Origin of the sequence: Aquabacterium sp. (assembly GCF_021768455.1) — a bacterium.
Classification (GTDB): domain Bacteria; phylum Pseudomonadota; class Gammaproteobacteria; order Burkholderiales; family Burkholderiaceae_C; genus Aquabacterium.
Window position 1 is genome coordinate 1 of record NZ_JAIZVX010000045.1, and the last position, 26,670, is coordinate 26,670.

At 64.1% G+C, this 26,670-nt stretch carries 27 protein-coding genes and 2 tRNA genes; 10 read left to right on the forward strand and 19 right to left on the reverse strand.

What is annotated here, in order from left to right; translation table 11 throughout:
* Positions 1–595, forward strand: a 595-nt coding sequence (locus QZ994_RS08020) for a response regulator (protein WP_290870732.1), incomplete at its 5' end; no start/stop codon positions are given.
* A gap of 15 nt (positions 596–610) precedes the next feature.
* Here the strand turns inward: QZ994_RS08020 and QZ994_RS08025 are convergent.
* Positions 611–1,429: a pyruvate, water dikinase regulatory protein gene (locus tag QZ994_RS08025; protein WP_290870734.1), complete on the reverse strand. Its 819-nt coding sequence runs from the start codon at positions 1,427–1,429 to the stop codon at positions 611–613.
* A gap of 232 nt (positions 1,430–1,661) precedes the next feature.
* On the opposite strand from QZ994_RS08025, the gene ppsA reads away from it, so the two are divergent.
* The 6 genes from ppsA (at position 1,662) to dnaB (ending at position 7,407) form a co-directional block, all read left to right on the forward strand.
* On the forward strand, positions 1,662–4,067 hold the full coding sequence (gene ppsA, locus QZ994_RS08030; protein ID WP_290870736.1) for a phosphoenolpyruvate synthase: 2,406 nt from the start codon (positions 1,662–1,664) through the stop codon (positions 4,065–4,067).
* A 210-nt stretch (positions 4,068–4,277) separates the two neighbouring features.
* On the forward strand, positions 4,278–4,643 hold the full coding sequence (gene rpsF / locus QZ994_RS08035; protein WP_290870738.1) for a 30S ribosomal protein S6: 366 nt from the start codon (positions 4,278–4,280) through the stop codon (positions 4,641–4,643).
* A gap of 70 nt (positions 4,644–4,713) precedes the next feature.
* Positions 4,714–5,004: a primosomal replication protein N gene (gene priB / locus QZ994_RS08040; protein ID WP_290870740.1), complete on the forward strand. Its 291-nt coding sequence runs from the start codon at positions 4,714–4,716 to the stop codon at positions 5,002–5,004.
* Between the two features lie 31 nt (positions 5,005–5,035).
* Positions 5,036–5,329, forward strand: a complete 294-nt coding sequence (rpsR, locus tag QZ994_RS08045; RefSeq protein WP_290870742.1) for a 30S ribosomal protein S18 — start codon at positions 5,036–5,038, stop codon at positions 5,327–5,329.
* 12 nt (positions 5,330–5,341) lie between these two features.
* On the forward strand, positions 5,342–5,794 hold the full coding sequence (gene rplI / locus QZ994_RS08050; protein ID WP_290870744.1) for a 50S ribosomal protein L9: 453 nt from the start codon (positions 5,342–5,344) through the stop codon (positions 5,792–5,794).
* Positions 5,795–5,973: 179 nt separating this feature from the next.
* The gene (gene dnaB, locus QZ994_RS08055) at positions 5,974–7,407 is read left to right on the forward strand and encodes a replicative DNA helicase (protein WP_290870746.1); all 1,434 of its coding nucleotides are present in this window, start codon (positions 5,974–5,976) and stop codon (positions 7,405–7,407) included.
* A 74-nt stretch (positions 7,408–7,481) separates the two neighbouring features.
* Here the strand turns inward: dnaB and hemP are convergent, their stop codons facing one another.
* From hemP to rnr, 18 genes are all read right to left on the reverse strand, one after another.
* The gene (gene hemP / locus QZ994_RS08060; protein WP_290870748.1) at positions 7,482–7,709 is read right to left on the reverse strand and encodes a hemin uptake protein HemP; all 228 of its coding nucleotides are present in this window, start codon (positions 7,707–7,709) and stop codon (positions 7,482–7,484) included.
* A 78-nt stretch (positions 7,710–7,787) separates the two neighbouring features.
* Entirely contained in the window at positions 7,788–8,633 is an 846-nt protein-coding gene (locus QZ994_RS08065; RefSeq protein ID WP_290870750.1) for an RNA methyltransferase, read from the reverse strand.
* Between the two features lie 99 nt (positions 8,634–8,732).
* Positions 8,733–9,425, reverse strand: a complete 693-nt coding sequence (rnhB, locus tag QZ994_RS08070; RefSeq protein ID WP_290870752.1) for a ribonuclease HII — start codon at positions 9,423–9,425, stop codon at positions 8,733–8,735.
* Positions 9,394–10,518, reverse strand: coding sequence for a lipid-A-disaccharide synthase (gene lpxB / locus QZ994_RS08075; protein WP_290870779.1), 1,125 nt, complete (start codon positions 10,516–10,518; stop codon positions 9,394–9,396). Before lpxB ends, rnhB begins: the two co-directional genes overlap by 32 nt.
* 43 nt (positions 10,519–10,561) lie before the next feature.
* A complete protein-coding gene (gene lpxA / locus QZ994_RS08080) occupies positions 10,562–11,350 on the reverse strand; it encodes an acyl-ACP--UDP-N-acetylglucosamine O-acyltransferase (protein WP_290870754.1) in 789 nt (262 codons plus the stop codon).
* 7 nt (positions 11,351–11,357) lie between these two features.
* Entirely contained in the window at positions 11,358–11,798 is a 441-nt protein-coding gene (gene fabZ / locus QZ994_RS08085) for a 3-hydroxyacyl-ACP dehydratase FabZ (protein ID WP_290870781.1), read from the reverse strand.
* Positions 11,795–12,823: a UDP-3-O-(3-hydroxymyristoyl)glucosamine N-acyltransferase gene (lpxD, locus tag QZ994_RS08090; protein WP_290870783.1), complete on the reverse strand. Its 1,029-nt coding sequence runs from the start codon at positions 12,821–12,823 to the stop codon at positions 11,795–11,797. Before lpxD ends, fabZ begins: the two co-directional genes overlap by 4 nt.
* Before the next feature lie 53 nt (positions 12,824–12,876).
* Entirely contained in the window at positions 12,877–13,383 is a 507-nt protein-coding gene (locus tag QZ994_RS08095) for an OmpH family outer membrane protein (protein WP_290870756.1), read from the reverse strand.
* Between the two features lie 2 nt (positions 13,384–13,385).
* Positions 13,386–15,674, reverse strand: coding sequence for an outer membrane protein assembly factor BamA (gene bamA, locus QZ994_RS08100; protein WP_367172276.1), 2,289 nt, complete (start codon positions 15,672–15,674; stop codon positions 13,386–13,388).
* 25 nt (positions 15,675–15,699) lie between these two features.
* On the reverse strand, positions 15,700–17,103 hold the full coding sequence (gene rseP / locus QZ994_RS08105; RefSeq protein WP_290870760.1) for an RIP metalloprotease RseP: 1,404 nt from the start codon (positions 17,101–17,103) through the stop codon (positions 15,700–15,702).
* A 51-nt stretch (positions 17,104–17,154) separates the two neighbouring features.
* Positions 17,155–18,360, reverse strand: coding sequence for a 1-deoxy-D-xylulose-5-phosphate reductoisomerase (ispC, locus tag QZ994_RS08110; RefSeq protein WP_290870762.1), 1,206 nt, complete (start codon positions 18,358–18,360; stop codon positions 17,155–17,157).
* A complete protein-coding gene (locus tag QZ994_RS08115) occupies positions 18,353–19,279 on the reverse strand; it encodes a phosphatidate cytidylyltransferase (protein WP_290870763.1) in 927 nt (308 codons plus the stop codon). The genes ispC and QZ994_RS08115 overlap by 8 nt, the downstream gene beginning before the upstream one ends.
* 3 nt (positions 19,280–19,282) lie before the next feature.
* Positions 19,283–20,068, reverse strand: coding sequence for a polyprenyl diphosphate synthase (uppS, locus tag QZ994_RS08120; RefSeq protein ID WP_290870765.1), 786 nt, complete (start codon positions 20,066–20,068; stop codon positions 19,283–19,285).
* 107 nt (positions 20,069–20,175) lie between these two features.
* Positions 20,176–20,736 carry a ribosome recycling factor gene (gene frr / locus QZ994_RS08125; protein WP_290870767.1) on the reverse strand — a complete coding sequence of 187 codons (561 nt, stop codon included), beginning with the start codon at positions 20,734–20,736 and terminating at the stop codon, positions 20,176–20,178.
* A gap of 70 nt (positions 20,737–20,806) precedes the next feature.
* Entirely contained in the window at positions 20,807–21,517 is a 711-nt protein-coding gene (gene pyrH / locus QZ994_RS08130; RefSeq protein WP_290870769.1) for a UMP kinase, read from the reverse strand.
* A 195-nt stretch (positions 21,518–21,712) separates the two neighbouring features.
* Positions 21,713–22,597: a translation elongation factor Ts gene (gene tsf, locus QZ994_RS08135; protein ID WP_290870771.1), complete on the reverse strand. Its 885-nt coding sequence runs from the start codon at positions 22,595–22,597 to the stop codon at positions 21,713–21,715.
* Between the two features lie 105 nt (positions 22,598–22,702).
* Positions 22,703–23,446, reverse strand: coding sequence for a 30S ribosomal protein S2 (rpsB, locus tag QZ994_RS08140; protein ID WP_290870773.1), 744 nt, complete (start codon positions 23,444–23,446; stop codon positions 22,703–22,705).
* 218 nt (positions 23,447–23,664) lie between these two features.
* Positions 23,665–25,992 (reverse strand): ribonuclease R, encoded by a 2,328-nt coding sequence (gene rnr / locus QZ994_RS08145; protein WP_290870775.1) that lies wholly within the window; start codon positions 25,990–25,992, stop codon positions 23,665–23,667.
* 123 nt (positions 25,993–26,115) lie between these two features.
* Here rnr and QZ994_RS08150 point away from each other — a divergent pair.
* The 3 genes from QZ994_RS08150 (at position 26,116) to QZ994_RS08160 (ending at position 26,668) form a co-directional block, all read left to right on the forward strand.
* Positions 26,116–26,200, forward strand: a tRNA-Leu gene (locus QZ994_RS08150).
* A 13-nt stretch (positions 26,201–26,213) separates the two neighbouring features.
* Entirely contained in the window at positions 26,214–26,345 is a 132-nt protein-coding gene (locus QZ994_RS08155; RefSeq protein WP_290870777.1) for a hypothetical protein, read from the forward strand.
* 238 nt (positions 26,346–26,583) lie between these two features.
* Positions 26,584–26,668: transfer RNA gene (locus tag QZ994_RS08160), tRNA-Leu, on the forward strand.
* Positions 26,669–26,670: the final 2 nt, after the last annotated feature.

Here is a 26,670-nt window from a genome sequence, read left to right on the forward strand (position 1 = left end):
CGGCGTGCCGGCCAGCGGCGCGCCAGCCCAGCTGGATGGTCTGCTCGACCACGCCATCCTGATCCACGGCCCCCTGAGCCCACTGCGCATCCTCCACGCCCTCGACCGCGTGCCCCACCAGCGACGCCCTGCCACGCAGCGCACGCGGCTCCAAGGCCTGCGCGTGCTGGCGGCCGAAGACAATCCCGTCAACCGGCTGGTGCTCGACCAGATGCTGATCCATGAAGGCGCGGACGTCTGCTTTGCCTGCGACGGGGTCGAGGCCCTGGAGCTGCTGCAGGCCCGCGGCGAACACACCTTCGACGTCGTACTCTGCGACATCCAGATGCCCCTGATGGACGGCTACGAAACCACGCGGGCCATGGCCCACATCGCTCCCACCCTGCCAGTGATCGGCCTCACGGCCCATGCCTTCACTGCCGCGCGGGAGCAGGCCGCGGCGGCAGGCATGGTCGCCTACGTGACCAAACCGTACATGATCGACGCCCTGGTCGAGGCCATCCTGCAACACGCCCGGCCACACCCCCCTGCCCGCCAGGATCAGGGAGCCCTGATGGCACCGGCAGAAGGGACCGGCACAGCCCAGGCCGCCTGAGCCCCACTCACCACCTCAGTAAATGAGGCGATCCGGACGCAGGTCACGCAAGATCGTGGTGGCGATCTCCTCGATCGACTTGTGGGTCGACGACAGCCAGGCAATGCCCTCGCGCCGCATCATCGACTCCGCCGCATTCACCTCCATGCGGCAGTTTTGCAGCGCCGCGTATTTGCTGCCTGGGCGCCGCTCATTGCGGATCTGGCTCAGACGCTCCGGGTCGATGGTCAGGCCGAAGCACTTCTTCTTGTACGGCTTGAGCATCGTGGGCAGGAAGCCCCGGTCAAAGTCTTCCGGGATCAGCGGCACGTTCGCCGCCTTGATGCCGTGCTGCATGGCCAGGTAGAGCGAGGTCGGCGTCTTGCCGCATCGGCTCACGCCCACCAGCACCACATCGGCCGTCTCCAGGTTGCGGGAAGACTGCCCGTCGTCATGCTCCAGCGCGAAATTGATGGCGTCGATGCGGTGGTTGTATTCCGCATCCTGGCTGGCATCGCTGAAGCGCCCCACCCGATGGTTCGACTTCATGTTGAACTCTTCCTCCAGCGGCGCCACGAAGGTCTTGATCACGTCAAAGACCCGCGCCTCGCAAGACTTCAGGATGTCCAGCACGTCGTCATTGGCGATCGTGGTGAAAACAATCGGCGTCTTGCCTTCGCGCACCCCGGCCGCGTTGATCTCGCGAACCACCTGATGGGCCTTGTCCACCGTGTCAATGAAAGGGCGGCGAACGTGCCTGGGCTTGATCGCAAACTGCGCCAGGATGGAGTTGCCCATGGTTTCGGCCGTGATGCCCGTGCCGTCGGAGACAAAGAAGACGCTGCGATCGCTCATGGTGTGTGCGCCTGCGACAGGTGACCCGCCACCCCGCAGACAAATGCCGTAAAGGCCTTCATTTTGCGCCCGGAAACAAAACAGCCCCCTACAATCGCACCCAATTGGTGTCTTTGCGCAAGTGTCAAGGCTCAGAACAACAGACGGCCCCGCGTTCGATGGGGGTCGATAAATCAGCTTTGCCCATGCATGGACACCGCACAGAATCTTTTCACCATCTGGAGCTTTGTCTATGTCTACCCGCTTTGAGCCGACCGCCCTGGTCGTCCCATTCGAACAACTGCGCATGGAGGACGTCGAGTCCGTAGGGGGCAAGAACGCCTCCCTGGGCGAGATGATTTCGCAACTGCCTGACGGCGTGCGCGTGCCCACGGGCTTCGCCACGACCGCTCACGCCTTCCGCGAGTTCCTCAAGCACGACGGCCTGACCGAACGCATCAGCAAGCGCCTCGCCACGCTCGACATCGAAGACGTGCGCGCCCTGGCCGTCGCTGGCGCCGAAATCCGCGGCTGGGTCGAAGCCCAGCCCTTCCCGGCCGACCTGGAAAAGGCCATCCGTGGCGCCTTCGCCACCCTCGCTGGCGACAACCTGCAGGCCTCGTTCGCCGTGCGCTCCTCTGCCACCGCAGAAGACCTGCCCGACGCCTCCTTCGCCGGTCAACAAGAGACCTTCCTCAACGTGGTCGGCATCGAAGACGTCCTCCACAAGATGAAGGAAGTGTTCGCCTCCCTGTACAACGACCGCGCCATCTCCTACCGCGTGCACAAGGGCTTCGCCCACGACGTGGTGGCCCTGTCGGCCGGCGTGCAGCGCATGGTGCGCTCCGACCTCGGCGCCGCTGGCGTGATGTTCACCATCGACACCGAGTCCGGCTTCAAGGACGTGGTCTTCATCACCTCCAGCTACGGCCTGGGCGAGACCGTGGTGCAAGGCGCCGTCAACCCTGACGAGTTCTACGTGCACAAGCCCGCCCTGAAGGCTGGCAAGCAAGCCGTCATCCGCCGCAACCTAGGCTCCAAGCTGATCAAGATGGAGTTCGCCACGCCCGAAGAGAAGGCCGCCAGCGGCAAGCTCGTCAAGACGGTGGACACCTCGGTGGAATCGCGCAACCGTTACTCCCTGAGCAACGAAGACGTCACCGAACTGGCCCGCTACGCCATGGTCATCGAGCAGCACTACGGCCGCCCGATGGACATCGAATGGGGCAAGGACGGCACCGACGGCAAGCTCTACATCCTGCAAGCCCGCCCTGAAACGGTGAAGAGCCAACAGGAAGGCAAGGCCGAGCAGCGCTACAAGCTCAAGAGCACCGGCACCGTGCTGGCCGAAGGCCGCGCCATCGGTCAGAAGATCGGCACCGGCCCCGTGCGCATCGTGCACAGCATCACCGAGATGGACACCGTCCAGCCTGGCGACGTGCTGGTCACCGACATGACCGACCCCAACTGGGAACCCGTGATGAAGCGCGCCAGCGCCATCGTGACCAACCGCGGCGGTCGCACCTGCCACGCGGCCATCATCGCGCGTGAACTGGGCATTCCCGCCGTGGTGGGTTGCGGCAACGCCACCGAGCGCCTGACCGACGGCACCCTGGTGACCGTCGCCTGCTCCGAAGGCGACACCGGCCACATCTACGAAGGTCTGCTCGAAACCGAAGTCACCGAAGTGACCCGCGGCGAGATGCCCCACATCGGCCTGAAGGTCATGATGAACGTGGGCAACCCGCAACTGGCCTTCGACTTCTGCCAGATGCCGAACAACGGTGTGGGCCTGGCCCGCCTCGAGTTCATCATCAACAACAACATCGGTGTCCACCCGAAGGCGATCCTCGACTACCCGAACATCGACAGCGACCTGAAGAAGGCCGTGGAATCGGTGGCCCGTGGCCATGCCTCGCCGCGCGCCTTCTACGTCGACAAGCTGGCCGAAGGCATCGCCACCATCGGCGCCGCCTTCTGGCCCAAGCCCGTCATCGTGCGCCTGTCGGACTTCAAGTCCAACGAGTACAAGAAGCTGATCGGCGGTTCGCGCTACGAGCCGGAAGAAGAGAACCCGATGCTGGGCTTCCGTGGCGCCTCGCGCTACATCTCGGAAGAGTTCGGCGAGGCCTTTGCCATGGAATGCGAAGCGCTCAAGCGCGTGCGCAACGACATGGGCCTGACCAACATCGAGATCATGGTGCCCTTCGTGCGCACCCTGAAGCAGGCCGAGCGCGTGACCGGCATGCTGGCCGACCAGGGCCTGGTGCGCGCCGCCAAGGGTGGCACCGATGGCCTGCGCGTCATCATGATGTGCGAAGTGCCGTCCAACGCCATCCTGGCCGAGCAGTTCCTGGAGCACTTCGACGGCATGTCCATCGGCTCCAATGACCTGACCCAGCTGACCCTGGGCCTGGACCGCGACTCCGGCCTGGAGCTGCTGGCACAGGACTTCGACGAGCGTGACCCTGCCGTCAAGGCCCTGATCTCGCGCGCCATCGCTGCCTGCCGCGCCCACGGCAAGTACATCGGCATCTGCGGCCAAGGCCCCTCCGACCACCCGGACTTTGCCGAGTGGCTGGCCGCCGAAGGCATCGTGTCGATCTCCCTGAACCCCGACACCGTGGTCGAGACCTGGCAGCGCCTGGCCGCCAAGTAAGCCCTTTTCCGGCGCTTCAACGCGCCGGACGCGAGGCCCCGCCTGCAACGCCACCCTTGGGTGGCGTTTTTATTGGTATACTCGCAGGCTTTTCCGAATGTGCCTCGGCCATCATCCGATGAACGAGGCACACCTTGCCGTCTGCGGGTTTGACGCTTCGCAACGGCTTCCCTCCCTCTCATGTCGAGGGGGAATCCACAAGGAGTGAACATGCGTCACTATGAAATCATCGTGCTGATCCACCCGGATCAAAGCGAGCAAGTTCCGGCCATGCTGGAGCGTTACAAGGCCCTGATCGCCACCAACGGCGGCCAGGTGCACCGTCTGGAAGACTGGGGCCGTCGTCAACTGGCTTACCAGATCAACAAGCTCGCCAAGGCGCACTACCTGTGCCTGAACGTCGAAATCAGCAAGGAAACCCTGGCTGAAATCGAAACCGGCTTCAAGTTCAACGACGCCGTGCTGCGTCACCTCACCGTGCAGAAGGACAAGGCCGAGACCACTCCTTCCGTGATGATGAAGCAAGTTGAGCGTGAAGAGGCCCGCAAGGCCCAGCAAGAGCAAGCCGCTGCCTGATTGTTGCCGCAAGGCACTCAGGCGCGCACACGTTCCGGCGTTCCCGAGATGGCTGCCCTGACCGCATGACATGAACCGCGTCCTGCTGTCTGCCCAGATCATCGAACGCCAGGCGCTGAGGTATACCCCCGCCGGCCTGCCCGCACTCGACCTCGTGCTCCAGCACGAATCCGAGTTGACCGAGGCCCAGCAACACCGCAAGGTCAAGCTGGACATCAAGGCCGTTGCACTTGGTTCGATCGCGCAAGCGTTGAACAAGCAGGAGGTTGGCGTGACCATTGGTCTCGTCGGCTTTCTGGGGGCTCCGCGCAATGGACGTGGCGTGCTGTTGCACATCACCGAACTCAACGACATCGTTTAAACACATCCATTACGGATACTGAGAGGTCATCATGGCTGCTCCCCGCTCCAAGAACGGCAAGTTCTCCAAAGACCGCAAGGGCAAGCGCAACACGCAATCCCTGCTGTTCCGCCGCAAGCGCTTCTGCCGCTTCACCGTCGCCAACGTCGAACAGATCGACTACAAGGACGTTGACACCCTGCGCGACTTCATCGCTGAAAACGGCAAGATCATCCCCGCACGCCTGACCGGCACCCGCGCGATCTACCAGCGTCAGCTGACCACCGCCATCAAGCGTGCTCGCTTCCTGGCCCTGCTGCCCTACAGCGATCAGCACAAGGTCTAAGGAGTCTCCGTCATGCAAATCATCCTCCTCGAAAAAGTCGCCAACCTGGGCAACCTGGGTGATGTGGTCAAGGTCAAGGACGGCTACGCCCGTAACTTCCTGATCCCTACCGGCCAAGCTCGCCGCGCCACCGAAAAGGCCGTGGCCGAATTCGAAGCACGCCGCGCTGAACTGGAAAAGGCCTCCGCTGAGAAGCTGGCCGCTGCACAGGCCGTGGGCGAAAAGCTCGGCGGCAAGACCATCTCCGTGAGCCAGAAGGCTGGCGTGGACGGTCGCCTGTTCGGCTCCGTGACCAACCACGACATCGCTGACGGCCTGAAGGCCGCTGGCTTCGACGTGGCCAAGCACCAGGTCCGCCTGCCCAACGGCCCCCTGAAGGTCGTCGGCGAGCACGCCGTGTCCGTGTCCCTGCACACCGACGTGGTCGTGGACGTGACCGTGGCCGTGGTCGGCGAAACCGCCTAAGCTGCGTTCTGCCACCGGACCGAGCCTGCTCGTGCGGGCGCGGTCCGGCGCTGATCCAAAAACAAAGCCGACCTTGTGTCGGCTTTGTTTTTGGGGCTTCACTCACCCCCAGGAAATCCCAAGCCTGTGCACAGACTTGTCCACAGCTCGATCACGCCTGCGCTCTTATCATTGGACCCATGGCAGCCCTCCCCACGCCCTTCTCGCCGCAAGGCGGCACCTCTTCCCTGAGCTCCGACGAGATCGCCCGCCTGCGCGTGCCACCTCATTCCATCGAGGCCGAGCAGAGCGTGCTCGGGGGCCTGTTGCTGGACAACTCCGCCTGGGACCGCGCCTCCGACCTGCTGCACGAAGGCGACTTCTACCGCCACGAACACCAGCTCATCTTCACCGCCATCCAGCAATTGGTGAACGCCTCCAAGCCGGCCGACGTGATCACCGTGTTCGAGCAACTGCAGATGCAGGGCAAAGGTGCGGAAGTCGGCGGCCTGACCTACCTGAACAACCTGGCCCAATCGGTGCCCAGCGCGGCCAACATGCGCCGCTATGCCGAAATCGTGCGCGAGCGTGCGGTGCTTCGCAAGCTGGTTTCGGTCAGTGACGAGATCGCGACCAACGCCTTCAACCCGGAAGGCCGCTCGGTGGCAGACATGCTGGACGAGGCCGAAGCCAAGATCATGAAGATCGGCGAAGAAGGCAGCCGCAACAAGCAGGGCTTCTTCTCGATGGACGGCCTGGTCGTCGACCTGCTGGACCGCGTGACCGAACTGGCCGACAACGGTGCCGAGGACGTGACCGGTGTGCGCACCGGCTTCGCCGACATGGACAAGATGACGGCTGGCCTGCAAAAAGGCGATCTGATCATCCTGGCCGCCCGCCCCTCCATGGGCAAGACCGCCTTCGCACTGAACATCGGCGAGAACGTGGCCGTCAACGAGGGCCTGCCGGTGGCCGTGTTCTCCATGGAAATGGGCGCCTCACAGCTGGCACTGCGGATGGTGGGCTCCATCGGCCGCATCAACCAGCAGAACCTGCGTACGGGCCGCCTGACCGACGACGAGTGGAGTCGCCTGAGCGAAACGGTGGAGAAGCTGCGCACAGCCAACGTCTTCATCGACGAGACACCGGGCCTGTCTCCCAACGAACTGCGCGCTCGCGCACGCCGCCTGGCCCGTCAGTTTGGCGGGACACTGGGCCTGATCATCATCGACTACCTGCAGCTGATGAGCGGCTCGGGCGGCAACGAGGAAAACCGCGCCACCGTGATCGGTGAAATCTCGCGGGGCCTCAAGGCCTTGGCCAAGGAGCTGCAATGCCCGGTGATCGCGCTCTCGCAGTTGAACCGTTCGGTGGAAACCCGTCCGGACAAACGCCCCATGATGTCCGACCTGCGCGAATCCGGCGCCATCGAGCAGGACGCCGACGTGATCATGTTCATTTACCGCGACGAGTACTACAACAAGGAATCGAAGATCCCGGGCACCGCGGAAATCATCATCGGCAAGCAGCGTAACGGTCCGGTCGGCTCGCTGCACCTGGCCTTCCTGAAGTCGAACACGCGCTTCGAAAACCTGGCGCCCGGCACCTATGTGGGCGATGGCGACCAGTACTGAAGCACCCTGCCGCCCACATACCCAAACAAAAGGGCCTCATCGAGGCCCTTTTTTGCCAGACGGGTGGCTCGCCTTCACTTCGTGAGGATCAGCTTGCCAAGCTTTGTGGTGCGCAACTGGTACACAGCGCCTTCGTGGTGTATGTGCACCACCTTGGCCCCCTGAAACAGCACGTCGCTGCGCACCGATGGCCCACTCAGGCCGCCTCGTTCGCTGCCATCCACGTTGTCGGTCGCATCGGAAAAGCCAGCGTGGTGCGCACCTTGATCGGCGCCATCGGCAGGAGAACGGTCTGTTTGCATGCCATCATCATAAATGCGAATCACTCTTATTACAAGATAACAACATTCAGTTGACCACCCAAACGGACCGCCCCCAACTCAACGTCCACGGCGCAGGCTCTCGTAGAGGCAGATCGCGGCGGCCGCAGCCACATTGAGCGATTCTTCACCACCGGGCTGCGGGATGGAAACCGTCATCTCGCACAGGGCCATCACCTCGGCGCCCACGCCCTGCCCTTCGTGGCCCATCACCCAAGCACACGGGGCGGGCAACGGGGCCTGGTGCAACTCGTGGTCGGCATGCGAACTGGTGGCCACCAGCGGCACCCCCAGGGCGTTCAGCTGAGAGGGGCTGACCTGCTCGACCAGATGCAGCGCAAAGTGTGCCCCCATGCCCGCTCGCAGCACCTTCGGTGACCACAGCCCCGCCGTGCCTTTCATCGCCACCACCTGCTTCACACCCAGGGCCGAGGCACTGCGCAGCACGCTGCCCACGTTGCCGGCGTCCTGCAGGCGGTCCAGCACCACGGTGGGCACACCGGACATCAAACCCGGGTTCGTGCCAGAGGCCGTGTCCGTGGTCAGGGGGCGCCCCAACACAAAACCCAGGCGCGCCGGGGACTCCAGGCCCGTGAACCCCTTGAACAAGGCCTCGGGCACCACCACCACCTTGAGCGCCTGTCGCGCCAGCTGGCTGATGCGGGCGGCCAGCGCGTCGGACGACGAAGCCAGCCCGTGCTCGCCCAGCCAGGCGGTGTCGGCCACCACGGCCAGGGGCACGACCTGGCCGCGGTGCAGCGCAGCCGAACAGAGGTGATCGCCCTCCAGCCAGACCTCACCCAGCTTGCGGTAGGCCAGGGCGTCCTGCCCGAGCTTGCGCAGGCGCTGGATCAGCGGGTTGTCACGCGAGGTGATGAGCTGGACGGTGGGGGGCTGGGTGCTCATGGCTGAAGGAGGAATGCGAAATCGGCGCAAAACGCCAGAGAGGTTCAACAAGCGCGCAGGCCGCGGACAAGCCGACCCGGCAGCCCGCCCCTGGGCGACTCAGCGGCCGATCACCAGGCTGGGATCGGGTATCAGCCCCAGCGCGACCTTGACAGGCCCGAAACTGCGCCGGTGCGATGGCGTCGCGCCGTGAAGGCGCAAGGCCGCCAGGTGCTCGGCCGTGGGATACCCCTTGTGCGAGAGGAAGCCATGCTGAGGATAGGCTTCATGGAGCTGCTCGCACAAGCGGTCCCGGTGCACCTTGGCCAGGATGGAGGCGGCCGAAATTGCCTGTACCTTGGCGTCGCCCTTGACGATGGCCTCCGCAGGCACGTTGAGATGGGGCGGCACACGGTTGCCGTCGACCTGCACCAGTGCAGGCTTGAGCCGCAGCCCATCGACCGCACGCTTCATGGCCAGCATGGTGGCATGCAGGATGTTGAGCTGGTCGATCTCTTCCACAGAGGCTTCGGCCACGCAACAACAGAGAGCCTTGGCGCGGATCTCGTCGTAGAGGCGCTCGCGGGCACGGGCCGTGAGCTTCTTGGAATCGGCCAGGCCGGCAATGGGCTGCAACTCATCGAGGATGACCGCCGCGGCCACCACAGGGCCTGCCAGCGGGCCTCGCCCGGCCTCGTCCACCCCCGCCAGCAGCCCCACAGCCGGCGTGATGGCCAGGAGGTCGAGCTGCGCGGGTTCTGCGCGGGCGGCCAGGGTGCTCTCAGCGCGTTTCGATGACTTGGGCGATGGCATCGCTGGCGGTGCGGGCGGTGTCCCGCCTCAGGAGGTGATGGAGTTCAAGGAAACGCTGCTGCACCGCCTCGGCCTTGGCCGGGTGGTCAAGCCAATCGAGCACATCGCGGGCCAGCTGGGCTGGCTCCGCAGCGTGCTGCAGGCGTTCGGGCACGATGAAATCGCGCGCCAGGATGTTGGGCAGCCCGACCCAGGGCAGGTAGCCCATGTGCTTCATGATGTGCCAGCTCACGGTGCTGACCTTGTAGGCGATCACCATGGGACGCTTGAAGAGCGCGGCCTCCAGCGTCGCCGTGCCACTGGCAATGAGCGTCACGTCACAGGCGGCCAGCACATCGTGCGACTGCCCCTCGAGCAGGGTCAGCGGCGCATCGGGGGCATGCTCGCGCACCATGGGCTCGATCAGCTCGCGCAGGCCGGGTGCCATGGGCAGCATGAAACGCAGTTCAGGGCGCTGGCGGGCCAGCAAGGCCACCGTCTGGAGGAAGGCCGGCGCAATGAAGCGCACCTCGCCCCGGCGGCTGCCGGGGAGCACGGCCACCATCGTTTCACCCTCTGCGAGGCCCAACTTGGCGCGGGCGGCTGCACGCGGCACAGCCAGCGGGATGGTGTCGGCCAGCGGGTGACCCACAAAGGTCGCGCCGATGCCCTTGGCGTGATAAAGCTCAGGCTCGAAGGGGAAAAGGCAGAGGATGTGGTCGACCGAGCGGTGAATCTTGTTGATCCGCCCACCACGCCAGGCCCAGATGGAGGGACTGACGAAATGGACGGTCTTCACGCCCTGGGCTTTGAGGCGAGCCTCCAGGCCCAGGTTGAAGTCGGGCGCGTCCACCCCGACGAACACATCGGGTCGGTCTGCCAACAGACGATCGCCCAGGGCCTCGCGGATGTTCCAGATCTCGCGAAAACGCCGCACCAGTTCCATGTTGAAACCGTGCACGGCGAGCTTGTCGCTGGGCCACCAGGCATCGAAGCCCTGCCCGATCATCCGTGGCCCGCCGATGCCGGCGGCCTGCAAACCAGGCCAACGCTGCTTCAGGCCACCCAGGAGCAATTCGGCGAGCAGGTCGCCAGAGGCCTCACCAGCCACCATGGCAAGGCGCGTCACGCGGCACCCCGCTTGCCAGCCATCGTGTTCAACGCACGATGCCCCGGTCGGCCTGCGCCAGGAAGGCCAGCATGTTGTCGATGTCGACGTCGGCGCCTTCCACGGTCCCACGGAGGGCCGCGATTTCAGCCTTCGACGCCTCCAGCGTCAGACCCTTGCGGTACAACAGCTTGTACATCTGCTTGAGCACGCTGAGGCGCTCGGCAGAAAAGCCCTTGCGACGCGGCCCTTCCTGGTGGACGTTCTGCGCCTGCGCAGGGTTGCCCGCGGCCTGGGTGAAAGGCGGCAGGTCCTGCGACAGGCGGGTCTGGAAACCCAACATGGCGAAATCGCCAATGCGGACGAACTGGTGGATCCCACTGATGCCACCGATCAGGGTGTGGTCCCCCACGGTGACGTGACCGGCAAACTGCACCGAGTTCGCGATCACGTTGTGGTGGCCGATGACACAGTCATGGGCCACATGCACATAGGCCATGATCCAGTTGTCGTCGCCGACCTGGGTGATCCCCTTGTCCTGCACCGTACCGGTGTTGAAGGTGGTGAATTCGCGGATGGTGTTGCGGTCACCGATCACCAGTCGGGTGGGCTCACCCTTGTACTTCTTGTCCTGCGGGTCGGCCCCCAGGGAAGCAAACTGGTAGATGCGGTTCTCGCAACCGATGGTCGTGTGTCCCTCGATCACGCAGTGCGCACCGATCGTGGTGCCGGAACCAATGCGGACATTCGGCCCGATCGTCGTGAACGGGCCGACCGTGACCGACTCGCCCAGCTGGGCTTGGGGGTCCACCAGGGCGGTGGGGTGGATGCTCGGCATGGTCAGATCAGGCCACCTTGCGCACGGTGCACATCAGGTCTGCGGAGACGGCCAGTTCGCCGTCCACCAGGGCCTGTGCCTTGAACTTGTAGATGCCGCCCTTCACGCGGTCCATCTGCACTTCGAGGATCAGCTGATCGCCGGGCTCGACCGGGCGCTTGAAACGCGCACCATCGATGCCGACAAAGTAGTACACCGAGTTGTCGTCCACACCGCTGCCGGTGGTCTCGAACGCCAGCAGCGCGGCCGTCTGGGCCAGGGCTTCGAGCATCATCACGCCAGGCATGACCGGACGGGTGGGAAAGTGCCCCTGGAAGAACGGTTCGTTGATCGTGACGTTCTTGAGCGCACGGATGCGCACGTCCTTCTCGACTTCGAGCACACGGTCCACCATCAGGAAGGGGTAACGATGGGGGAGCTTTTGAAGGATCTTGTGGATGTCCATCAGCTTTTCACTTGCTTTTCTAGGGTACGGATGCGATCGCGCAAGGCGTGGAGTTGGCGCAGGGTCGCTGCGTTCTTCTCCCACGAAGCGTTTTCGTCAAAAGGAAACGCGCCACTGTAGTGACCCGGCTTGAGCACCGAGCGCGAGATGAGGGTGCCGGACGACACGTGAACGTGGTCGACCAGCGTGAGGTGGCCCAGGATCATGCCGGCGCCCCCGACGGTGCAATGGGCACCGATGCGGGCACTGCCGGCCACGCCCACACAACCGGCCATGGCCGTGTGCTCGCCGATGTGCACGTTGTGGGCGATCTGGACCAGGTTGTCAAGCTTGACGCCCTGCTCGATGACGGTGTCGCCCAGGGCGCCACGGTCCACGCAGGTGTTGGCGCCGAGTTCCACATCGTCGCCGATGCGAACGGCGCCCAGCTGTTCGATTTTTTCCCAGCGGCCCTGGTTGGGCGCGAAGCCAAAACCATCTGCGCCGATCACCACGCCACTCTGGAACAGGCAACGCTGACCAACGACGCAATCAAAGCCGATGGTGACGCGCGCTGCCAGGCGGGTGTGGGCGCCAATGCGGGCGCGTTCACCCACGGTGCAGTGGGGACCGATGTCGACGCCCTCTTCCAGCACCACGCCCGCCTCGATCACGGCCAGCGGACCGATGCGCACCCCTTCGCCGATCACGGCGCTGGCGTCGACCACCGCCGAGGGGTGGATGGCAGCGGGGGCCTTCGGGCGCACCTTGGCAGCCCACCATTGCGTGAGGCGGGCAAAGTAAAGATACGGGTCGGGCGTGACGATGACGGCACCGCGCGCGGAAGCCTCGGCCTTCACGGCTTCGCCCACGATCACGCAAGCGGCCTGGGTGGTGTCGAGTTGCTTGCGAAACTTGGGATTGGCCAGGAAGGCGATGGCATCGGGGCCGGCGTCTTCGAGGGCGGCGATCTGGTGCACCACCTGTTCGGCAGGACCGATCAACTCACCGCCCAGGGCCGCCGCGATCTGCCCGAGGCTGACGGCCAGCGTGTGGGGCTGACGGTCAGGGCTCAGGGGTGCGGCATGGGTGTCGGCGCCGCTCACCGTGCGGGACCGTTCAAGGCCTTGATGACCTTGTCGGTGATGTCGACACGCGCGCTGGCGAACACCGCCTCCTGCACGATCAGGTCGTACTTGTCCTGATCGAAAATCTGCTTGACGACGCGGTTGGCGCGGTCGAGCACGGAGGAAAGCTCTTCGTTCTTGCGCTGATTCAGGTCTTCCTGGAACTCACGGCGCTTGCGCTGCAGTTCGCGATCCTGCTCGATGAGGTCGCGCTGGCGACGGCCACGCTCGCTTTCGGCCAGGGTGGGCGCGTCCTTCTCGAACTTGTCGGAGGCCGACTTCAAGCGGCCTTCGGCATCGACCAGTTCCTTTTCGCGGCGGCTGAACTCGGACTCCAGCTTGGCCTGAGCGGCCTTGGCGGGCACCGCGTCACGCAGCACCCGGTCCAGGTTGACAAAACCGATCTTGAATTCCTGGGCGTGAACGGCCATGGCGCCCAGGAGGAGGCCACTTGCCACCAGCGTCTTGAACAGAGAAGTCATGATCAGAATGAAGTGCCAATCTGGAACTGAAGTTTCTGGATTTTATCTTGATCGGTATAACGGATCGGCTTGGCGTAGCTCAGCTTGAGCGGGCCCACCGGCGAGACCCAGCTGATGCCCACGCCCAGGGATGCACGCAGGTCGTCGGCCTTCATCTTCTGGTTTTCGCCCCAGACGTTGCCGACGTCGGTGTACCCGAACAGGCGCAGCGTGCGGTCGTTGCCGGCCCCCGGGAAAGGCACATACAGCTCGGCATTCAGGTTGATGCGCTTGTTGCCACCGATGTAGGCACCGTCGATGTCGGCCGGGCCGAGGGTGCTTTGCTCGAAGCCCCGCACCGTGCCCAGGCCGCCGCCGTAGAAGTTCTTGAACACGGGGTAAGGCTTGCCAGCCAGGCCCTTGCCGTAGCCCATTTCACCATTGAGCAGCACGGTGTAGCCCTTGGTGATCGGGAAATATTGCTGGGCCTGGTAATCGCTCTTGAGGTAGCGGGTGTCACCGGCCACGCCCCACTCCAGGTTGATGCGCTGGTAGCGCCCCTGGGTGGCGGCGATCAGGCTGTCGCGCGAGTCGCGAGCCCAACCCACCGTCAACGGCACGGAGGTGCTGCGCTCGCCGAAGATTTCGCGGTGCAGCTTGTAGCTCACGGGCAGGCCGGTCGTGCCCTGAATGGCGGTCTGCTCTACACCCGCACCAAAGAACACCGTGTCGAACTCGGTGAAAGGCACGCCGAAACGCACGGCCGCCCCCGGCGTGACGATCTTGTAGTCACCACCTTGGGTGCTCGTCGGACGCGAGGTGCGGTAGAACACGTCGTAGGAGCGCGAAATCCCGCTGTCGGTGAAATACGGGTCCACCGTGCTGACCACGATGGTGCGGTTGTACTTGCTGGTGTTGACGTCCAGGCCCAGGTAGTTGCCAGAACCGAAAACGTTGTCCTGTTTGATCGAGGCCGTGATCGTGAACTTCTCGGAGCTGGAGAAGCCCGCACCCAGCATGAGGTTGCCCGTGGGCTTTTCCTCGACCGAGATGGTCAGGTCGACCTGATCGGCCGTGCCCGGCACCTCGGTCGTGTCGATGTTGACCTGCTTGAAATAGCCCAGGCGGTCCACACGGTCGCGGGACAGCTTGATCTTCTGGCCGTCGTACCAGGCGGCTTCGAACTGGCGGAACTCACGGCGAATGACCTCGTCACGCGTGCGCGAGTTGCCGGCCACGTTCACACGGCGCACGTAGACACGGCGCTGTGGCTGGGCCACCAGCACGGCCACAGCCTGCCCCTTGGCACGGTCCAGCTCGGGCTTGAAATCCACACGGGCGAAGGCGTAACCGAAGGCGGCAAAGCGGTCGGTGAAGGCCTTGGTGGTCGCAGCCACGTCCTCGGCCTTGTAAGCCTCGCCCGGCTTGATCGTCACCAGCTTGCGGAAGGTCTCTTCCTTGCCGATGTAGTCACCCTCCAGCCGCACCGCCGTGACCACGTAACGCGGCCCTTCGGTCACGTTGATGGCCACCGAGATGTCCTGCTTATCGGGCGAGATGGCCACCTGGGTCGAGTCGATCTTGAACTCGAGGTAGCCGCGGTTCAGGTAATAGGCCTTGATGGCTTCCAGGTCGGCATTGAGTTTGGAACGGGCGTACTGGTCGGACTTCGTGTACCAGCTCAGCCAGTTGCCCGTGCTCAGGTCCATCTGCGACAGCAGGGTGCTTTCAGAGAAAGCCTGGTTGCCCGTGATGCGGATGTTCTTGATCTTGGTGACGTCGCCTTCGGTGACGGTGAAGGTCACGTTGACCCGGTTGCGTTCGGCCGGGGTGATGGTGGTCACGACCTCGACGCCATACAGGCTGCGCGAAAGGTATTGGCGCTTGAGTTCCTGCTCGGCGCGGTCGGCCAGGGCGCGGTCGAAGGGCTGCCCCTCGCCAATGCCGATGTCCTTCAGCGCCTTGACCAGGTTCTCTTTGTCGAACTCCTTCGTGCCCACGAACTCGACGCGGGAAATCACCGGGCGCTCTTCCACGACCACCACGGCCACATTGCCGTCGATCTGGATGCGCACGTCCTTGAACAGACCCGTGGCAAACAGGGCACGCAGGCCGGCGGCGCCCTTGTCGTCGGTGTAGGTGTCACCAACGCGGAAAGGCAGGGACGCGAAGACGGTCCCGGCGTCGGCGCGCTGCAGGCCCTCGACGCGGATGTCCTTGAGCACGAAGGGCTCGACGGCCCAGGCCGACTGGATCAGGGAGGACGCCAGCAAAGCGGCGAGCAGGGTCGGCTTGAACCGGGATGCGTTCATGGAGGAAATTTGCATGCGGAGGAACTCAGTGCGCGCCAAACAGGCGTGCCAGGTCGTTGTAAAGGGCCAGTGACATCATCACCAGCATGATGGCGACGCCACCACGTTGTAAGCGCTCCAGCCAGGGCTCGGAGACAGGCCGACCCGTGACACCTTCAAAAAGATAATACATGAGGTGCCCGCCGTCCAAGACGGGCAGCGGCAGCAAGTTCAGCACACCGAGGCTGACGCTGACCAGCGCCAGAAATCCGAGGTAATGGACCCAGCCCATCTCGGCCGAACGCCCGGCGTAATCGGCGATGGTGAGAGGGCCGCTGAGGTTCTTGATCGAGGCCTCGCCGATCAGCATCTTGCCGAGCATCTTGAGGCTGAGCATCGAGGTGTCCCACGTCTTTTCAACCGCGAGTTGCAGCCCCTCCAGGGGCCCATGGCTCACTTCGACCAGCGCGGGCATGGTGCCCAGCGCGGCTTCGATGCGGGGCACCGTCTGGCCCTGCACCGTTTTCATGGCAGGCAACATGGGCACCTCGAGCACCTGCCCTGCCCGCTCGACCTGCAGGATCACAGGCAAGGCCTTGCCACCGGCCTGGCTGGCGCGGATCAGCCGGCGCAGTTCGGAGGCGTCCCTTGGGGGCTGGGCGTTGATGCGCAGCACACGGTCACCCTTTTGCAGACCGGCCAGCGCGGCGGGCCCACCGTCCACCACCGCATCGACCACCGGCTCGGTGTAGGGGCCCGCCAGGCCGATGCGGTCGAGCAGCTTGCCATCGACTTCAGATGCCGGGATCCGCGACAGCGGCAAAGTCAGTTCGCGGGTCCCGCGACCCGACTGGTTCTCCGATTCGAGCGCATGCACCTGGAGGCGGAGGTCCTGCCCGCGCAGCGCGGCCTTGGTGAACAGCCATTGCATGTCCGTCATCGAGCGCACGGGCTGCCATGCATCGTCGCTGGTGGCATCGCCCTCGCCCGCCTGGGGTCGCACAGCCAGGAGTTCGTCCTTGGCACGCAGACCCGCTTGCGCGGCCATGCTGTCAGCCAGGGGTTGCGCCAGCCAGGGGCGAAGTTCCTGGACACCTGCCCAGTTCACGCAGGCATACAGCGCGATGGCCAGGGCCAGGTTGGCCAGGGGCCCCGCGGCCACGATGAAGGCACGCTGCTTCAAAGGCTTGCGGTTGAAGGCCCTGCCACGCTCCGATTCGGTGACCGGGGCCTCGCGCTCGTCAAGCATCTTGACGTAGCCGCCCAGCGGCAGGGCCGAGACGACGAACTCGGTCTCGCCACGCTGCTTGCGCCACAGGACCCGGCCAAAACCGACCGAGAAGCGCAGCACCTTGACGTCACAGGCCACCGCCGCGCGGTAATGCCCGTATTCATGGATGACCACCAGCACACCAATGGTCACCAGAAAAGCCAGCACGGTCACCCACATCGCTTCACTCCTGTGTCGGTCAACAAGGCCACCGGCCCCATCGCCTGCAAATCAAATGGCCAAAGTGGCCACGGCGCCCGCCGCAGCCTGCCTGACACGCGCGTCCAGCGCCAACAGGCCGTCAACCGTGTCGGCCATGCCGGTCTCGATCAGGCCTCGCGACAGCATCGCCTCGTTCACCTGGTGGATCTGGTCGAAGCGGATGCGGCGATTCAGAAAAGCCTCCACCGCCACCTCATTGGCGGCGTTCAACACGCAGGTGCTGCCCGGCTGAGCCGAGAGCGTCTGCCAGGCCAGTTGCAGCCCAGGGTAACGCTGGGCGTCGGCCGGCTCAAACGTCAACGCCTTGAGCGACAGGAAATCCAGCATCTCCGCCCCCGACTCGATGCGCTCAGGCCAGGACAGGCCATAGGCAATCGGCACGCGCATGTCGGGGGTGCCCAATTGGGCGAGCACCGAGCGGTCGCGGCACACAACCATCGAGTGGACGATGCTTTGCGGGTGCAAGACCACCCTCACCTGCTCTGGCGCGAGGTCGAACAGCCAACGAGCCTCGATCACCTCCAGTGCCTTGTTCATCATCGTGGCCGAATCAACCGAAATCTTGCGGCCCATCACCCAGTTCGGGTGAGCACAGGCCTGCTCGGGGGTGATGTCCTTGAAGGTTTGCGGATCACGCTCGCGGAAAGGACCGCCTGAAGCCGTGAGCACGATGTGATCGATGCGCTGCGCCCAGGTGGACGCATCCTCAGGCAGGCACTGGAAGATGGCCGAGTGCTCGCTGTCGATGGGCAACAAGGTCGCGCCACCCGCCTTCACGGCCTGCATGAACAGGGCACCGCCCACGACCAGCGCTTCTTTGTTGGCCAGCAGCAGACGCTTGCCAGCCTGGGCCGCAGCAAGGCAAGGCGCCAGGCCCGCAGCCCCTACGATCGCCCCCATGACCACGTCCACCTCGGGATGGGCAGCGATCTCGCAAAGCGCTTGCGCACCAGACAGCACCTCGGTACGCCAGCCCCCTTCCTTCGCCAGGCTGCGCAGACGGGCCGCCACGGAGTCATCGGGCATCACGGCAAAACGAGGCTGCCAGCGCGCGCAATGCGCCGCCAGCTCTTCCACCCGGCTGGCTCCCGACAGTGCAAAGACCTCGAAACGATCCGGATGCCGCGACAGCACGTCCAGCGTGTTGGTGCCGATCGATCCCGTCGCACCCAGGATGCAGACGCGCTGCGGAATCAAGGAAGACGCTTCAACCATGGCACAAACTCATCAGGGCCAGCGAGAGGGGCAGCACCGGCAGCAAGGCGTCGATGCGGTCGAGCACGCCACCGTGACCAGGCAGAAGCTGGCTGCTGTCCTTGGCGCCAGCCTGCCGCTTGATCAGGGACTCGAACAGGTCGCCCACCACGCTCATAGCGGTCAGGGCGGCCACGGACACGGCAAGGCCCACCGGTCCCAGGCCCATCAGCAGGCGGCTGTACAGGCTGGGCGAGTCCACCGCCATTTCCCGGTCGACCACGATCCACAGCACCGCCAGGAGCATCACCGCGGCCATGCCCGACCAGACGCCTTCCCAGCTCTTGCCCGGACTGATCGAAGGCGCCAGTTTGCGACGCCCAAAGGCCCTGCCGCCAAAGTAGGCGCCAATGTCGGCCGCCCAGACCAGGCAACACACCGAAAGCAGGAAGTTGCCCCCCTGGGCCTTGATCTCCGTGAGCGCCAACCAGGCCAGCACCAGCAGCCCCAGGCCCAGCAGGCGACGCGGCCAATCCGGCCACTCACGCCAGTACAGGTTGCCAAAACGCAGGGTCAAGGCACCGCCCAGCCCCCACACCGGCACAGCCAGGGCCCACACCCAAACGGGCACCGAGAAACCCACCAGCGGCTGGCTCAGATCGTGCACATGCGGCACCTGCGCCGCCACGACGCCCGCCTCACGCACCACCCAGAGCGGCAGGCCGAAGCGCTCTGCGCTGGCCACACAGGCACCCGCCACCGCGGCCCCCATCAACCAGGCACGGGCCCCAGGCGCACCATTGAGGCGAGACCACTCCCAGCCTGCCGCGGAAATGAAAGCCAGGGACAGCAGCGCAAATGGCCAGGGCGCATCGGCAGCCAGGGCCGGCAGCAGTAGGGCCATCAGCACCAGGGCCGTGATCACACGTTGCTTCAACATGGCTCAGCACCCTCCCTGAACACCGTCAGCCGGAACGGCTGCAGGCAGTTCGCTCCCGATGGCGCCCTCACCTTGCCCCGACTCGCCCACATCGCCAAACCGGCGCTCGCGTCGCGCGAAGTTCGCGATCGCCTTGTCCAGTTCGACTGCGTCGAAATCGGGCCACAGGCAATCGGAAAACACCATCTCGGCATAAGCCGCCTGCCACAGCAGGAAATTGGAAATGCGAACCTCGCCTCCCGTGCGGATGAACAGGTCCGGATCCGGCGCATAAGCCATCGCCATGTGGCGAGACAGGGTCGCCTCGTCCAGGTCGGCCTCGCTCACACCCGCAGCCATGGCCTTGCGACAGGCCTGCACGATGTCCCAGCGGCCACCGTAATTGAACGCCACCGTGAGCACCAGGCGGTGGTTCTCCACCGTGTTGGCCTCGGCGTCCAGCAGGGCGTTGCGCACCTTCTCCGATACCGTAGACAGGTCACCCGCGATGCGGATGCGCACCCCATCGGCCTTGAGTTTGGTCAGGTGCTTGGACAAGGCCACGAGCAACAGGCTCATCAGCCCCGACACCTCTTCTTCCGGGCGCTTCCAGTTCTCTGACGAGAACGCGAACACTGTGAGGTAGCCAATGTCGCGGTCGGCGCAGGCCTGAACCACCTTCACCAAGGCATCCACCCCCGCCTTGTGCCCCAGACCGCGCGGCATGAAACGCTTGCGGGCCCAGCGGCCATTGCCATCCATGACGATGGCCACATGACGAGGAACGGACTGAACAGAAGAAGAAGCCATCGGCACGCACAAGAGGTAGGCTGGCCAGCCCATTTGCGGGCGGCAGAAACGCAACGAGGCGGCCAGGCCGCCTCGGACTACGTCGCGATTATGACAAGGCCAAGGCCTCAGACCGCGAGGATTTCAGCTTCTTTGCTTTGGACAAGCTTGTCGATCTCGACGATGGTGCGGTCGGTCAGCTTCTGGATCTCGTCCTGCGAACGACGGTCGTCGTCTTCGGTGATTTCCTTGTCCTTGAGCAGGCGCTTGGCGTGTTCGTTGGCATCGCGACGCAGGTTGCGCACGGCCACCTTGGCGTCCTCACCTGCCGACTTCACCACCTTGGTCAGGTCGCGGCGGCGCTCTTCGGTCAGGGCGGGCATCGGCACGCGGATCAGGTCACCTTGCGAGGAAGGGTTCAAGCCCAGATCGGACTCGCGGATGGCCTTTTCGATCTTCTGCGCCATGCCCTTTTCCCAAGGCTGCACGCTGATGTTGCGGGCATCGATCAGGGACACGTTGGCCACCTGGCTGATGGGCACGGGCGAGCCGTAGTACTCCACATGCACCTGATCCAGGATGCCAGGGTGGGCCCGACCCGTGCGGATCTTGGCCAGTTCGTTCTTGAACGCCTCGATGGACTTGGCCATCTTCTGTTCTGCGTTTTTCTTGATGTCAGCGGTGCTCATGGGAGACTCCTTGCGAATGCGCTACGGCTTGCCAAACGCGCGAGAGGGTTCTGGGGACGACAGGCGCCGGTCAGACGTGGACCAGCGTGCCCTCGTCTTCGCCCATCACCACGCGCTTGAGCGCGCCGGGCTTGAAAATCGAAAACACCTTCAGCGGAAGGTTCTGGTCACGGCACAGGGCAAAGGCCGTGGCATCCAGCACCTGCAGGTTCTTGATGAGGGCTTCGTCGAAGGTGATGTTGGCGTAGCGGGTTGCGGCCGGGTCCTTCTTCGGGTCGGCGGTGTAGACACCATCTACCTTGGTGGCCTTGAGCATGATCTCGGCGCCGATCTCGGCACCACGCAGGGCTGCGGCCGTGTCGGTGGTGAAGAACGGGTTGCCGGTGCCGCCAGCGAATACCACGACCTTGCCCTCTTCGAGGTACTGCAGGGCCTTGGGGCGCACATAGGGCTCGACCACCTGGTCGATGCTGATGGCCGACATCACGCGGGCCGTCATGCCCTCCTGGCGCATCGTGTCGGCCAGGGCCAAGGAGTTCATCACCGTGGCCAGCATGCCCATGTAGTCGGCCGTGGCGCGATCCATGCCGACCGAGCCGCCCGCGACGCCGCGGAAAATGTTGCCGCCACCGATGACCACGGCCACCTGCACGCCCAAGGCGGTGACCTCCTGGACTTCCTTGACCATGCGGACGATGGTCGCGCGGTTGATGCCGTAGGCATCGTCACCCATGAGGGCTTCACCGGAAAGTTTCAGGAGGATGCGCTTGTAGGCGGCCATGCAGACGTCCTTGTGTGAGTGTGTGTTGACGGCAACCTTGGAGTGTACGCACCTTGCAGTTGACGCCGAGCCTTCCGGCTTGGAGAGCGCCGCGATGCAGAGGTTCCCTGTTCGGACCTGGGCACCGCAGCCAGATGGGTCCCGCATGCGGGAGACAGCACAAGGGGGCCGAAGCCCCCTTGAGTTTCGCCGGGTTTATTGACCCTTGGCAGCGGCCAGCGTGGCCGCGACTTCTGCTGCGAAGTCTTCTTGCTTCTTCTCGATGCCTTCACCCACGGTGAACATCGTGAAGCCCTTGACGACCGTGTTGGCCGACTTCAGGTAAGCCTCAACGGTTTGCTTGCCGTCGGCAGCCTTCACGAAGACCTGGTTGAACAGGGACACTTCCTTCAGGTACTTCTGCACGGCGCCTTCGATCATCTTGGCGGCGATGTCGGCGGGCTTGCCCGACTCGGCAGCCTTGGCGGTGGCCACGCTGCGTTCGGTTTCGATCAGGGCAGCCGGCACGTCGTCGGACGACAGCGACACAGGCTTCATGGCGGCAATGTGCATGGCCACGTCCTTGGCGGCGACTTCGCTGCCAGTGAACTCGACCACCACGCCAATGCGCGAACCGTGCAGGTAGGCTGCCAGCTGGTTCTCGCCCGAGAAACGCTGGAAGCGACGGATGGTCATGTTTTCACCGATCTTGCCGATCAGTGCAGCGCGGGTGGCTTCCACGGTGGCGCCAGCGACTTCCAGGGCAGACAGGGCGGCCACGTCAGCCGGACCTTGCTTGGCAACCAGTTCGGCAAGGGTCTTGCCGAAAGCCAGGAAGTCGTCGTTCTTCGACACGAAGTCGGTTTCACAGTTGATTTCGATCAGGCCACCGACGTTGCCGTCGATGAAGGCCGACACGATGCCCTCTGCGGTCACGCGCGAAGCGGCCTTCGAAGCCTTGCTGCCCAGCTTGACGCGCAGGATTTCTTCGGCCTTGGCGAAATCGCCATCGGCTTCGGTCAGTGCCTTCTTGCACTCCATCATCGGGGCGTCGGTCTTGGCGCGCAGTTCTGCGACCATGCTGGCGGTAATAGCAGCCATATGTTTCTCCGTCTGGTTCTGACCCGGCGTCATCGCCGTGTCACATCAAAATTTCTTGAAAAAAAGGGGCTGATGCACAGCCCCTTTCGACGCGGTCAAGGAGGCTCAGGCGGCTTCGTTGACTTCCACGAATTCGTCGTCGCCGGCAGCGGGAGCCACGATTTCGTTCACGGCATTGGCCTTGCCTTCCAGGATGGCGTCGGCAACGGCCTTGGCGTACAGAGCGACAGCCTTGGAGGAGTCGTCGTTGCCAGGGATCACGTAGTCGATGCCCTCGGGCGAATGGTTGGTGTCAACCACGCCGATCACGGGAATGCCCAGCTTCTTGGCTTCGGCGATGGCGATCTTGTGGTAACCGACGTCGATCACGAACAGGGCGTCCGGCAGAACGGCCATGTCCTGGATGCCGCCGATGTCCTTCTCGAGCTTGGCCAGCTCACGTTGGAACAGCAGGCCTTCCTTCTTCTTCAGGTTGTCCAGACCGGCTTCCACCTGGGCTTGGGCATCCTTCAGCTTCTTCAGCGAACCCTTGACGGTCTTGAAGTTGGTCAGCATGCCGCCGAGCCAGCGCTGGTTCACGAAAGGCACGCCAGCGCGTTCGGCTTCCATGGCCACGGTGTCACGGGCTTGACGCTTGGTACCGACCATCAGCACGGTGCCGCGGCGAGCCGACAGCTGCTTGATGAACTTCAGGGCCTCTTCGAAGGCGGGTTGCGTCTTCTCGAGGTTGATGATGTGAATCTTGTTGCGATGGCCGAAGATGTACGGGGCCATCTTGGGGTTCCAGAAGCGGGTTTGGTGACCGAAGTGGACACCGGCTTCCAGCATTTCGCGCATGGATACGGACATGGTATTGCTCCAGAGGTTGGATCTAGAAGGCGGCAGAGATCGCGGCAGACCTGAAACCCTGGACTTCATGCCAGGCAGGCACACACCGCAACACCTTGGATTGCCGACTTCGCGACTGCTTCAAAATGTGCTCACCCGAACCATTTCGGGCAAACTCAAGGATTCTAGCACGGGAAACAGGGTGCTCTCAAGCACCCTGCCCCTCCGGCACAGGTGACTCAGCGCTTGCTGCGCGCACTCTTGCGGCTGGCAGCTTTTTTGCCGGCGGCCTTGGGCGCACGGACCGGCGCGGGCTTGCCGCCGCCGTCCGCCACACCGTCCCTGGCTCGCCCCCGCCCAGTCGACTTGCCCTTGGTCGCGCGCTTGACCTCGCGGTCGGCCTCCTTGATGTCGGCCAGGGCCGCCTGGGCAGAGCCCTCGGCATCCCAGTCTGCGACCTCGGCGCCACGCGAACGCTTGCGAGCGGTACCGGCCGACGCACCGATCGGGCGGGCCTCGCCTGGCTCTCGCACCATGCGGAAGTCGATCTTGCGGGTGTCGAGATCGACCCGGCTGACCTGCACCCTGACCCGGGTGCCCACACCATAGCGAACGCCACTGCGCTCGCCGCGCAATTCCTGACGCGCCTCGTCAAACCGGTAGTACTCTCCGCCCAATTCGGTGATGTGGATCAGCCCCTCGACATACAAACCGTCGAGCTGAACGAACAGACCGAAAGAGGTGGCCGCACTCACCGTGCCGCCGTACTCCTCGCCCAGGCGCTCGCGCATGAACATGCACTTGAGCCAGGCCTCGACATCGCGAGACGCCTCGTCGGCGCGACGCTCGTTGGCGCTGCAGTGGATGCCAGCGGTTTCCCAGGCCGCCTGTTCTTCCGGCGGCAACTTCAGGCGGGCCGCCACCTTCACCGGCGCTGCGGGCAAGCCCTTGGCGCCGTTCTTCGGCTTGGTCTTGAAGCGCCCGACGGACGACTGCACCGGCGGCAGCTTCAGCCCGTAGCGATCACGACCCAGCAGGGCCTTGATCACGCGGTGGACAAGGAGGTCGGGATATCGGCGGATGGGGCTGGTGAAGTGGGTGTAGGCCTCATAGGCCAACCCAAAGTGACCACTGTTGGCCGGCGTGTAGATGGCCTGCTGCATGGAGCGCAGCAACATCGTGTGGATCTGCACCGCATCCGGGCGGTCCTTCGTGGCCTGAGCAATGGCCTGGAAGTCGCCTGGCTTGGGTTCGTCGCCGATGCTCAGCCCCAGACCCAACGCCTTGAGGTAGTTTTTGAGCAGGGTGCGCTTCTCGGGGGTCGGGCCCTCGTGCACACGGTACAAGGAAGGGTGCTTGGCCCGCATGATGAAATCGGCCGAGCAGACGTTGGCCGCGAGCATCGCCTCTTCAATCAGGCGGTGGGCCTCGGTGCGCACCCTCGGGACGATCTTGGCGATGCGGCCATTGTCGTCGCACACGATCTGGGTTTCGGTGGTATCGAAATCGATGGCCCCCCGGCTGGAGCGCGCCTTGAGCAGCGCACGGTAGACCTCGTGCAAGTGGATCAGATGCGGAACCAGCTCACCTCGCTTTTGCGCCTCGGGACCACGCGTGTTGCCCAGGATGGCCGCCACCTCGGTGTAGGTGAAGCGAGCATGAGAATTGATCACAGCCGGGAAGAACTGGTAGGCGTGCACCTCACCATCGTGGGTGACGAGCATGTCACACACCATCGAGAGGCGCTCGACCTCCGGGTTCAGCGAGCACAGGCCGTTGGAGAGCTTCTCGGGCAGCATGGGAATCACACGCCGAGGGAAATACACCGATGTGGCGCGCTCGTAGGCATCGCGGTCCAGCGGATCACCCGGCTTCACGTAATGGCTGACGTCGGCAATGGCAACGATCAGGCGCCATGCATTCGGGGCCTTGCTGCGCCCCACCTTGGCGGGCTCGCAGTAGACGGCATCGTCGAAGTCACGGGCGTCCTCACCGTCGATGGTGACCAGGGGCACGTCGCTCAGGTCGATGCGCCCCTTTTTGTCGGCTGCGCGCAACTTCTCAGGCAGCTTGGCGGCCTGGGCCAGCACGTCGTCATTGAAGCGATGCGGCACCTCGTACTTCCGCACGGCGATTTCGATCTCCATGCCCGGATCGTCGATGCCACCCAGGACCTCGGTGACGCGCCCCATGGGCTGAGCCGTCAAGGAGGGCGCCTCGGTCAGCTCAACGGCCACCACCTGGCCAGGCTCTGCACCGCCCGTGCCCTTGGCGGGAATCAGGATGTCGCGGCCAAAGCGGCGGTCTTCAGGGGCGACCAACCAGGCGCCACCCTCGTTCAGGAGACGGCCAATGATCGGCGTCTTGCGGCGCTCGACGATGTCGAGCACCAACCCCTCGGGGCGACCCTTGCGGTCGAAGCGCACAACGCGGACCTTGATCCGATCGCGGTGCATGACCGCGCGCATCTCCTGGGGCGACAGGTAGATGCTGACCTCGCCGTCATCGGTCTGGACAAAGCCATGACCGTCGCGGTGGCCTTGCACCGTGCCGACGATTTCGCTCATGAGGTTCACAAAAAGTGGAGGGGGTGTTGTCATAGCTCTTATTTTGATGCTAGAATTCAATTCTTCGCCGATGACTGCAACGCAAATTTGATTTGCACCGCAGAAGTCGGGAAACAGCTACCTGCCCAGGTGGCGGAATTGGTAGACGCACTAGTTTCAGGTACTAGCGGGTAACTCCGTGGAGGTTCGAGTCCTCTCCTGGGCACCAAAAGAGAAGCCCCTTGATCAGCGATCAAGGGGCTTTTTCGATTTCCGGCACGAAACAACGCAAACTGGTCAATCGCATCCAGGCTGAGCACGCCCAAAAGCCTGCCTGCGTCACACATGGCGCGCGAGGCCTTTATGAGAAATGACGTGCGGGGGTTGAGCTTCATCGTGTCGGTGGCTTGATGTCAGCGTACACCACTTGCGCGGGCTTTCTTGCGCGCCGCTGGACCTGATCGCACCCTTGCGGGTCGCGCCAATGCAACAACCAAGAGCCTGCGAAGATTTTTAGCGAAAAACACAACAAAGCTGGACAAAGCCAAAAACACAGTGCTATAGTAGAGGTCTTGATGCAGCGACGGCAACGAAGCAAAACATCAAGAACATGCCCAGGTGGCGGAATTGGTAGACGCACTAGTTTCAGGTACTAGCGGGTAACTCCGTGGAGGTTCGAGTCCTCTCCTGGGCACCAAA

Bases quoted from the DNA above. Each gene is read 5' to 3' on its own strand.
- QZ994_RS08065 (WP_290870750.1), bottom strand. From the start codon at position 8,633: ATGAGCACCCAGCCCCCCACCGTCCAGCTCATCACCTCGCGTGACAAC.
- uppS (WP_290870765.1), bottom strand. From the start codon at position 20,068: ATGGCTTCTTCTTCTGTTCAGTCCGTTCCTCGTCATGTGGCCATCGTC.
- dnaB (WP_290870746.1), top strand. From the start codon at position 5,974: ATGGCAGCCCTCCCCACGCCCTTCTCGCCGCAAGGCGGCACCTCTTCC.
- rseP (WP_290870760.1), bottom strand. From the start codon at position 17,103: ATGTGGGTGACCGTGCTGGCTTTTCTGGTGACCATTGGTGTGCTGGTG.
- lpxA (WP_290870754.1), bottom strand. From the start codon at position 11,350: ATGCCGAGCATCCACCCCACCGCCCTGGTGGACCCCCAAGCCCAGCTG.
- priB (WP_290870740.1), top strand. From the start codon at position 4,714: ATGAACCGCGTCCTGCTGTCTGCCCAGATCATCGAACGCCAGGCGCTG.
- hemP (WP_290870748.1), bottom strand. From the start codon at position 7,709: ATGCAAACAGACCGTTCTCCTGCCGATGGCGCCGATCAAGGTGCGCAC.
- pyrH (WP_290870769.1), bottom strand. From the start codon at position 21,517: ATGGCCGCCTACAAGCGCATCCTCCTGAAACTTTCCGGTGAAGCCCTC.
- rpsR (WP_290870742.1), top strand. From the start codon at position 5,036: ATGGCTGCTCCCCGCTCCAAGAACGGCAAGTTCTCCAAAGACCGCAAG.
- QZ994_RS08095 (WP_290870756.1), bottom strand. From the start codon at position 13,383: ATGACTTCTCTGTTCAAGACGCTGGTGGCAAGTGGCCTCCTCCTGGGC.
- bamA (WP_367172276.1), bottom strand. From the start codon at position 15,674: ATGAACGCATCCCGGTTCAAGCCGACCCTGCTCGCCGCTTTGCTGGCG.
- rnr (WP_290870775.1), bottom strand. From the start codon at position 25,992: ATGAGCGAAATCGTCGGCACGGTGCAAGGCCACCGCGACGGTCATGGC.
- rpsF (WP_290870738.1), top strand. From the start codon at position 4,278: ATGCGTCACTATGAAATCATCGTGCTGATCCACCCGGATCAAAGCGAG.
- rnhB (WP_290870752.1), bottom strand. From the start codon at position 9,425: ATGCCATCGCCCAAGTCATCGAAACGCGCTGAGAGCACCCTGGCCGCC.
- lpxB (WP_290870779.1), bottom strand. From the start codon at position 10,518: ATGGTGGCTGGTGAGGCCTCTGGCGACCTGCTCGCCGAATTGCTCCTG.
- tsf (WP_290870771.1), bottom strand. From the start codon at position 22,597: ATGGCTGCTATTACCGCCAGCATGGTCGCAGAACTGCGCGCCAAGACC.
- frr (WP_290870767.1), bottom strand. From the start codon at position 20,736: ATGAGCACCGCTGACATCAAGAAAAACGCAGAACAGAAGATGGCCAAG.
- ispC (WP_290870762.1), bottom strand. From the start codon at position 18,360: ATGGTTGAAGCGTCTTCCTTGATTCCGCAGCGCGTCTGCATCCTGGGT.
- rpsB (WP_290870773.1), bottom strand. From the start codon at position 23,446: ATGTCCGTATCCATGCGCGAAATGCTGGAAGCCGGTGTCCACTTCGGT.
- QZ994_RS08025 (WP_290870734.1), bottom strand. From the start codon at position 1,429: ATGAGCGATCGCAGCGTCTTCTTTGTCTCCGACGGCACGGGCATCACG.
- rplI (WP_290870744.1), top strand. From the start codon at position 5,342: ATGCAAATCATCCTCCTCGAAAAAGTCGCCAACCTGGGCAACCTGGGT.
- QZ994_RS08115 (WP_290870763.1), bottom strand. From the start codon at position 19,279: ATGTTGAAGCAACGTGTGATCACGGCCCTGGTGCTGATGGCCCTACTG.
- ppsA (WP_290870736.1), top strand. From the start codon at position 1,662: ATGTCTACCCGCTTTGAGCCGACCGCCCTGGTCGTCCCATTCGAACAA.